This is a genomic window from uncultured Methanofollis sp. (assembly GCF_937919355.1).
In the GTDB taxonomy this organism is placed as follows: Archaea; Halobacteriota; Methanomicrobia; order Methanomicrobiales; family Methanofollaceae; genus Methanofollis.
Window position 1 is genome coordinate 1 of record NZ_CALFSA010000064.1, and the last position, 7,460, is coordinate 7,460.

Below are 7,460 nucleotides of genomic sequence, written 5' to 3' on the forward strand. Positions count from 1 at the left end.
CCCTTTGACCTTCCGGGACACCCGCCGCTGCAACACTTTCAACCGCTGGAGAGAGTTTTTCAGGTATCGAGGATTCTCGATCTTCTCTCCTGTGGAGAGAGTTACAAAGTCTTTCAGCCCGACATCGATCCCGAGGGTAGTGTCCAGAGAGAAGGGTGCGGGTTCTGGTTCGATTTTCCCGTCATCAACAAGGATACTGACGAACCACTTCCCCGTCGATGTGACAGATACCGTAGCATACTTCATCTTCCCGGTGAAGACGCGGTGAAAGATAGTTCTAATCTTGCTGATCTTCGGGAGTTTGATCCATCTCTGCTCAAAGTCTATGGAGTAACTCTGTGGCACCTGAAAGGACTGTATGGGGTTTTTCTTTGACTTGAACCGCGGAAATCCTTTTTTCTCGCGGAAGAACCGGGTGAAGGCGTTGTCAAGGTTCTTGTTTGCACTCTGGAGAGACTGAGCATTAACTTCCTTGAGCCACGGGTACTCTTCTTTGAGGGCAGGGAGACGGTTGTTCAGGTCGAAACATGAGAGTTTTTGACCTTCCTGCTCATATACCCTGATCTTCTGCTCCAGAGAATTGTTGTACACAAACCGACAGGCATGGATATGCTTCATGAGGAGCATGACCTGCTCTCTCGAAGGATATATCCGATACTTGTAGGCTTGGAGCATACAAGTAATTATAAGCCCTATAATAAAAAATAGTTTTCAGTAGATGGGACCATATCAAAAGGGGTTCCGCTTTCACCCACGGCTGAAGGCCGTGGTTCTCCTGCTCCACCCCTTTACCCCGCAAGATAGATAAGGATAATGTGAGAGAAACCCTCGATCCCGGTAAGACCTGCGGCATACTCAGGAAAAACCTCTACTGTCCCTTTCTCGCTGCTGAAGATCCCCTGGACCGGAACTCCATCGGGATCCGGGTACGGAGTGTGAACGATCCCGATGGGGCGATAGACGATCGATTCCTCCCCCGCGGCAGCGGATCGATGCTCTTTCATACCATCTCATTAACCAGGAGAGAAATAAAGAGCCGTACATAACGGGGGTACAGGAGAGAGGAAGATATGGAAGAGGGAAGATCAGGCCTCCCGGCTATCAGGTTCAATCTCTCTGAGGCCGCCGGGTCTGTCGGCGACTTCGGGACCATCCTCCCTATCGTGCTCGGCGTCGCCCTGGTCTGCAACGTGAACCTCGCGTACATCTTCCTCTTCTTCGCTCTCTGGTACGCCATTTCAGGGATCTATTACCGTCTCCCCATCCCGGTCGAACCCCTGAAAGCCGTCGGGGCGATCGCGATCGCCGAGGGCCTCACCGCCGGGGAGATCGCTGCCTCAGGACTGATCATGGGCGTTATCTTCCTCGCCCTCGGCCTTGTCGGCGGCATGCGCTATCTCAGCGACCGTATCCCGACCTCTGTCATCCGCGGCGTGCAGGCAGGCCTCGCCCTCCTCCTCCTGAAGACCTCCATCGGCTTCGTCGCCGACGATCCCCTCTTCGCCGCGATCTCGGTGATCATCGTCCTCCTCTTCTTCCTCGCCGCCTTCCGCTGGGAGGTCAGGGACCTCTCGGCCCTCCTCGTCCTCGGCATCGGCGTCGGCGCGGGCGCGCTCACCGCGGGTCTCCCGCCCCTCTCAGCAATATCCCTTCCTCCCCTCGTCCTCCCGAACCCTGCCGACCTCGTCTTCGCCGCATGGTACCTCGTCCCCTCGCAGATCCCCCTGACCCTCACCAATGCCATCCTTGCCACGGCCCTTCTGGCACGGGACCTCTTCAAAGCCGAGGTCGATCCCGACCGCCTCTCCCGGACGATCGGCGTCATGAACATCGTCTCCGTCCCCTTCGGTGGATTTCCTATGTGCCACGGTGCCGGCGGTCTTGCCGCCCAGTACAGATTCGGCGCCAGGACCGGCGGATCGAATATTATCGCCGGCATCATCTTCCTGGGTTTCGCCCTCTTCTTCGCCTCGCCCGAGAGCCTCGCCCTCATCCCGATGGGGGTCTTTGGCGGTCTTCTCATCTTTGCGGCGGTCGAACTCGGCAAACACAGCATGAAGACCGATTCCATCTCTGTCACCGTGGTCATCGCCGCCATCTCGGTTCTCATAAACATCACGGCGGGTTTTGTCATCGGGCTCCTGCTCGCCTGGGCACGGGAGAGGTACAGGAGGGGCAGGGCGGCAAAAAGAGAGGCATTGTAACAGCCCTCCCGTTCGAGTGATATCCCCCAGATCTAAGAGAGGATGCGCGGGTCCCCACTCCCCCCGCGATCAGGGGGAAGACATCAAACCTCGTAGGAGGGATCCAACGAAGCCTCCTGATCCAAAAAGGGGATTCACTCCTCGACGACGTGGACGGCGCTGGCCTTGAAGGAGATCTTCACCGCCTTCCCCACCCTGATGCCGAGGTCCTCGGCAGACTTCCAGGTGATAAGGGCGGTAAAGGGGATGCCGCAGTCGATTGTAAGGTGGTTGAGGGGCCCGTAGGCCTTCACCCCCGTCACTCTCCCGGAGAGGACGTTTCGCGCCGAGATGCCGGTCCCGTCGGCGAGGTGGATGGTGATGTCCTCCGGCTTGATACAGGCGCAGACCTTCGTCCCCGGGGCAAGAGGAGTGACCGCGGCGATCGTCACCCCCCCGGCGGCGATGGCGGCGACACCGTCGCGGTTCTCCCGCACCGTTCCCTCGATGATGTTCTCGATCCCGACAAAACGCGCCACATGCCTGTTCTTCGGCATCGCGAAGACCTCCCTCGGCGTGCCGATCTGCGCAAAGACCCCGTCCATCAGCACCCCGATCCTGTGGGCGAGCCTCTGGCCCTGGAGCATGTCATGCGTTGAGAGGACCACAGTCTGGTTCATTTCCCGGTTGATCCGCACGACCAGGTCCTCGATCGCCTCGGTCGCCACGGGGTCGAGGTTTGCAGTCGGTTCGTCGAGGAGGAGGACGACCGGATCGGTGACGACAGCACGGGCAATGGCAACCCTCTGCATCTCTCCCCCCGAAAGGGTCTTCGCCTTCCGCATTTCATAACCGGAAAGACCGATCACCTCCAGGGCCGCCGTGATCTTCTCCCTGATCTCGGCCTCGGGGACATGCCGCATCCGCAGGCCGATCGCAATGTTGTCGTAGACGCTCTCATTGAAGGCTGCCGGTTTCTGAAAGACCATCGCCATCCGCCGCCTGAACGCGAGGGCACTCACCCGCTCCGCGTGGATGGCGGCACCGTCGAGGAGGATCTCCCCCCCCGAAGGGGTATCGAGGAGGTTGATCAGGCGGAGGAGAGTGGACTTGCCCGACCCCGAAGGGCCGATAATCGCAAAAATCTCGCCGTCCCGGATCGTTGCGTTCACGTCTGTCAGCACGACCTTTTCGCCGAAATTCTTTGCAACATGCCTGAGTTCAATCATGGTTCACCGCTGCTGGTAGATGGTCACCACCGTGTTCACGACGAGGGCGATGCCGAGGAGAATGATCCCGAGGGCGATCGAGGACCCGATATTCCACTGCGAAGTGTTGAGGGAGATCGCCGTCGTCAGGACGCGGGTCCGCCCGTAGATGTTCCCGCCGATGAGGATCGCAGCACCCACCTCGGAGATCGCCCGGCCGAAACCGAGGGCAACCGCCCCGAGGATCGCAAACCTGGCCTCCCTGACGACGTGCCTCAAAAACTGGAGGCGCGTCGCCCCGAGGGAGAGGATCGTGTCCCGGATCGTCGCGTCCACCCCTGAAAGGGCGGTGATCGTGAGCCCGGTCATGATGGGGAGGATCAGGATCATCTGGGCAAGGATCATCGCCTGCGGCGTGAAGAGGATGCCGAGAAAACCAAGAGGGCCGTGGCGGGTGAGGAGGAGGAAGAGGAGCAGACCGACGATGACGGTCGGGAGGGAGTACAGGGTCTGTATCACCTGGATCAGGACTTTTTTCCCGGGGAAATCGTTGAACTGGATGGCGGCCCCGAAGGGGACGGCGATGAGCGTCGCTATAACCGTCGCAGTCAAGGAAACGGCGAGGGAGAGGGCGGTGATCTCCATGACGTCGGGGTCAAGGGTGACGATGAGGTGGACCGCCTCAAGAATGCCATCGATGATAAAGCCCATCACTCACTCCTCTGAAGAGACAGTATTAAAAGGAAGAGAAGGGGGAAAAACCCTGCGGCTTTATGCCACCGGCTCTTCCACTTCGGACTGGTTCACGCCGATCTTCTCCCAGTTGCCTGCGGCAGGGTAGAAGAGGGGTTCGCCGTACTTGTCAACGCCGAACTCGGCGATCGTCTTCTGCGTTTCGGGCGAGATCAGGTAGTTGGTCCACTCTTTTGCGATGGTTACGTTCACACCGGGATGCTTCGCCGGGTTGATCCTCATCACGGAGTAGACATTGAGGAGGACATCGCCCTCTTCGACAAGAGGCACGAGACTGATCTTGTCCTTGCTCGCAAGGTACGTGCCGATGTCGGAGAGCGTGTAGGCCTGCTTCTCGTCGGCCATCACGAGGGTCGCACCCATGCCGGTGCCGGCCTCGATGTACCAATCGCCAGATTTCTGGATGTCTTTCGAGTAGTTGAAGCCTGCAGACTTCCAGATTGCCTTCTCCTTGGAGTGCGTGCCTGAGTCGTCACCGCGGGAGACGAACTTCACCGTCGCCGGGTCGGCAAGGCCCTTCTCCCGGATCGTGGTGAAGGCCTTTTCGGGAGTCATGTTCTTGATGCCTGCCGGGTCGTTGGCCGGTCCGACGACGATGAAGAAGTTGTAGGCGAAGACGCGGCGGTCAAGGCCGTAGCCTGCCGCAAGGAACGCGTCCTCACGGGTGCGGTCATGAACCATCATCACGTCCACGTCACCGTTCTCCCCGTAACCGAGGGCCTTGCCGGTGCCGGCCGAGATGATGTCGACCTTTGCGTTATACTTCTTCTCGAAGTCTGCCTTCAGGGCGTCAAGGAGACCGGTATCATAGAGACTGGTCGTCGTAGCGATGAGGAGAGTCTGCGTCTCCGCCGGAGTTGCAGTCGTTGTCGGTAATGGCGTCGTCGCTGCCTCAGTTGGCGTTGCCGTAGGTGTGGGGGTCACATTCCCCGTACCGGTACAGCCGCAAGCAAGGGCAGCAATGACCATGACAGCTGCAAGCAGCACAAAAATGCTCTTTTTCATGGTAACTTTACTATCACGACCCCCATCTTATATATATTGCCATATTATAGGATCAGTTATCGAGATCTGATTAACTGCTCCCGAAGAGGGGAGATTCCAGGAAATACGAATGTTTTATCATACAAGGCGCTCTACTGAGAGCATCCTGATCTCACAGAGGAGAACCATGGAACAAATAAGCAAAAATGCCGAAAAGATTCTTTATGCTCTTGCCGGAAGCAAAATGCGCCAGTACTCCGGCAAAGAACTCTCGGAGATGACCGGCCTCGCGCCGGCCGAGGTGAGCATGGCGGTGCGGGAGCTCCAGAAAGAGGGAGCGATCGATGTTCACATCCGCGCCTCGTCAGACCCCTATACCTTCACCTCCATAGCCATCACCCCGAAAGGGAGAGTGATCATTCAGGATAAGGACCTGAAGACCCCGCACTGCGACACCTGACCATCACCCTCTTTTTCAGTCCTTCACCGCGACGACCGCACCATAGACATACGGCTCCCCCACTCTCAGGTTCTTCTGTTCGGAGTCGCCGGGGAGATCTGCCTGCACGCGGACGGAGGCGTCATAGACGGAGAAGAAGACGGTCTTATAGGGGATGCCTGCTTTTCGCACATCATCTGCTGAAGACGGGACAAAACCAGGTTTTTCCGCGGCATTATAGGCGAAGAAGGTGGCGAGGACGTCGACGCCGTCCCGGGCGATCGCCGCACCCTGCGGGTCGGCGGAGAGTTTGAGGACGACGCCCGAACCGTCGCTCCGTTCCACGGCAGAAAGATCGATCTTCATCCCGGAGAGGCGGGGGTCGACGACAAGCACCGGGCTTTCCACGAGGGGCGGGGTCGGCGTCACGACCGGCGTCGGTGTCGGAGTCTGCCTGTCGGCCGGAGAGGTGGCGCACCCGGCGATGAAAGAGGCGGCAAGGAGGCAGAGAACAAGGAGAGCTGATATCCTCATGTCCATGGGCGAGAATCGACCGGGGGCGATATAAGCGTTCTCCGGGGGGCCATGATCCGAACGGTAATATAGCGAGGTGATGACTATACTGTGTTGTTTGTTATGGCCGACGAAGCATACCGGAAAGCGAAGGTCGGGGACCAGGAGGTGCCCTACGACCCCGAGCAGCTGCGGAAGATCCAGGAGCACCCCTGCTACTCGGACACCGCCTGCCACACCTTCGGGCGCTGCCACCTGCCGGTCGCACCGCGGTGCAATATCCAGTGCAATTACTGCGTGCGTGACTTCGACTGCGTGAACGAGAGCAGGCCGGGGGTGACCTCCCGCGTGGTGAAGCCCGGGGAGGCGGTGGACCTCGTCAGAAAGGTGATCGAGGAGTTCCCGTACGTAAAGGTGATCGGGATCGCGGGGCCGGGCGAACCCCTCGCCAACCCGGAGACCTTCGAGACGCTACGGCTGGTCCACGAGGCCTTCCCTCACCTGATCATGTGCATCTCCACAAACGGCCTCCTTCTCCCCGAGAAGATCGACGAGCTTGCAAAGTATGACGTCGGCAACGTGACCGTCACCCTCAATGCCGTCGACCCCGCGATCGGCGAGAAGATCTACTCCTTCGTCGACTACCACGGCACGCGCTACACCGGCCGCAAGGCGGCCGAGGTCCTCCTGAAGAACCAGCTTGACGGGATCAGGATGGCCGTCGAGAGGAAGATGTTCGTGAAGGTGAACACGGTCTATATCCCGGGCGTCAACGACGAGCACATCGTCGAGATCGCAAAGAAGGCAGGGGAGATGGGCGCCTTCTCCTTCAACCTGATCCCCCTGATCCCGCAGTATAAGTTCGCCGGTATCACCCCGCCGACGCCCGCGGAGAAGAAGGCGATGCAGGACGCGTGCGCCCCCTATATCAAACAGATGCGCCACTGCGCCCGCTGCCGCTCGGACGCGATCGGGAGGCTCGGCAAGGACGTGCAGTCCTGCATCTACTCGGGCTGTTCGGGCGAACAGAAAAAATAAACCTCTTTTTTTCAGATGAAAGAGATCTGCAGGACCACTCTGCACGACGACGAGCCCTTCGACCTCGACGCCACCCTGGGCTGCGGGCAGGCCTTCAGGTGGGAGAAGGAGGAGGACGAGTGGTGGCACGGGATCGCGGGAGGCCGTTTGATCCGGATCAGGCAGGACGGGCCGGTGCTCTCCTTCTGCGGGGCCGATGAGGCATATATCAGGCAGTACTTTACCCTCGACATCGACCTGAAGGAGATCCTCGCGTCCCTGGACCGCGACGCCGTGATCCGCACGGCCATCGACCGCTGCCTGGGCCTGCGCCTCCTCCGGCAGGAACCCTTCGAGACCCTG

General features: G+C 59.4%; 10 protein-coding genes. 4 read left to right on the plus strand and 6 right to left on the minus strand.

Annotation, left to right across the window (positions count from 1 at the left end; translation table 11 throughout):
- The coding region (locus Q0520_RS03240) for an RNA-guided endonuclease TnpB family protein (protein ID WP_298666536.1) at window positions 1-675 on the minus strand (675 nt) is incomplete at its 3' end.
- Window positions 676-788: 113 nt separating this feature from the next.
- Window positions 789-1,004 carry a TrmO family methyltransferase gene (locus Q0520_RS12155; RefSeq protein ID WP_342765235.1) on the minus strand — a complete coding sequence of 72 codons (216 nt, stop codon included), beginning with the start codon at window positions 1,002-1,004 and terminating at the stop codon, window positions 789-791.
- A gap of 66 nt (window positions 1,005-1,070) precedes the next feature.
- On the opposite strand from Q0520_RS12155, the gene Q0520_RS03245 reads away from it, so the two are divergent.
- A complete protein-coding gene (locus tag Q0520_RS03245) occupies window positions 1,071-2,204 on the plus strand; it encodes a putative sulfate/molybdate transporter (protein ID WP_298666538.1) in 1,134 nt (377 codons plus the stop codon).
- 134 nt (window positions 2,205-2,338) lie between these two features.
- On the opposite strand, the gene Q0520_RS03250 is transcribed toward Q0520_RS03245, so the two are convergent.
- From Q0520_RS03250 to Q0520_RS03260, 3 genes are read right to left on the minus strand one after another with little or no spacing between them, the layout of a single operon-like run.
- Window positions 2,339-3,412 carry an ABC transporter ATP-binding protein gene (locus Q0520_RS03250; RefSeq protein ID WP_298666540.1) on the minus strand — a complete coding sequence of 358 codons (1,074 nt, stop codon included), beginning with the start codon at window positions 3,410-3,412 and terminating at the stop codon, window positions 2,339-2,341.
- Between the two features lie 3 nt (window positions 3,413-3,415).
- The gene (locus Q0520_RS03255) at window positions 3,416-4,102 is read right to left on the minus strand and encodes an ABC transporter permease (RefSeq protein WP_298666542.1); all 687 of its coding nucleotides are present in this window, start codon (window positions 4,100-4,102) and stop codon (window positions 3,416-3,418) included.
- A gap of 60 nt (window positions 4,103-4,162) precedes the next feature.
- Window positions 4,163-5,149, minus strand: a complete 987-nt coding sequence (locus Q0520_RS03260; RefSeq protein WP_298666544.1) for a substrate-binding domain-containing protein — start codon at window positions 5,147-5,149, stop codon at window positions 4,163-4,165.
- Window positions 5,150-5,315: 166 nt separating this feature from the next.
- Between Q0520_RS03260 and Q0520_RS03265 the strand changes: the two genes are divergently transcribed.
- Complete coding sequence (locus tag Q0520_RS03265) at window positions 5,316-5,588, plus strand: hypothetical protein (protein ID WP_298666546.1); 273 nt, start codon at window positions 5,316-5,318, stop codon at window positions 5,586-5,588.
- A gap of 15 nt (window positions 5,589-5,603) precedes the next feature.
- On the opposite strand, the gene Q0520_RS03270 is transcribed toward Q0520_RS03265, so the two are convergent.
- Window positions 5,604-6,107, minus strand: coding sequence for a hypothetical protein (locus Q0520_RS03270; RefSeq protein ID WP_298666548.1), 504 nt, complete (start codon window positions 6,105-6,107; stop codon window positions 5,604-5,606).
- Between the two features lie 96 nt (window positions 6,108-6,203).
- Between Q0520_RS03270 and nifB the strand changes: the two genes are divergently transcribed.
- Together nifB and Q0520_RS03280 are read left to right on the plus strand one after the other, a co-directional pair.
- Window positions 6,204-7,118, plus strand: a complete 915-nt coding sequence (gene nifB, locus Q0520_RS03275; RefSeq protein WP_298666550.1) for a nitrogenase cofactor biosynthesis protein NifB — start codon at window positions 6,204-6,206, stop codon at window positions 7,116-7,118.
- Between the two features lie 15 nt (window positions 7,119-7,133).
- Window positions 7,134-7,460, plus strand: a 327-nt coding sequence (locus tag Q0520_RS03280) for an 8-oxoguanine DNA glycosylase, N-terminal domain-containing protein (protein ID WP_298666552.1), incomplete at its 3' end; no start/stop codon positions are given.

Bases quoted from the DNA above. Each gene is read 5' to 3' on its own strand.
- Q0520_RS03265 (WP_298666546.1), top strand. From the start codon at position 5,316: ATGGAACAAATAAGCAAAAATGCCGAAAAGATTCTTTATGCTCTTGCC.
- Q0520_RS03255 (WP_298666542.1), bottom strand. From the start codon at position 4,102: ATGGGCTTTATCATCGATGGCATTCTTGAGGCGGTCCACCTCATCGTC.
- Q0520_RS03270 (WP_298666548.1), bottom strand. From the start codon at position 6,107: ATGGACATGAGGATATCAGCTCTCCTTGTTCTCTGCCTCCTTGCCGCC.
- Q0520_RS12155 (WP_342765235.1), bottom strand. From the start codon at position 1,004: ATGAAAGAGCATCGATCCGCTGCCGCGGGGGAGGAATCGATCGTCTAT.
- Q0520_RS03245 (WP_298666538.1), top strand. From the start codon at position 1,071: ATGGAAGAGGGAAGATCAGGCCTCCCGGCTATCAGGTTCAATCTCTCT.
- Q0520_RS03260 (WP_298666544.1), bottom strand. From the start codon at position 5,149: ATGAAAAAGAGCATTTTTGTGCTGCTTGCAGCTGTCATGGTCATTGCT.
- nifB (WP_298666550.1), top strand. From the start codon at position 6,204: ATGGCCGACGAAGCATACCGGAAAGCGAAGGTCGGGGACCAGGAGGTG.
- Q0520_RS03250 (WP_298666540.1), bottom strand. From the start codon at position 3,412: ATGATTGAACTCAGGCATGTTGCAAAGAATTTCGGCGAAAAGGTCGTG.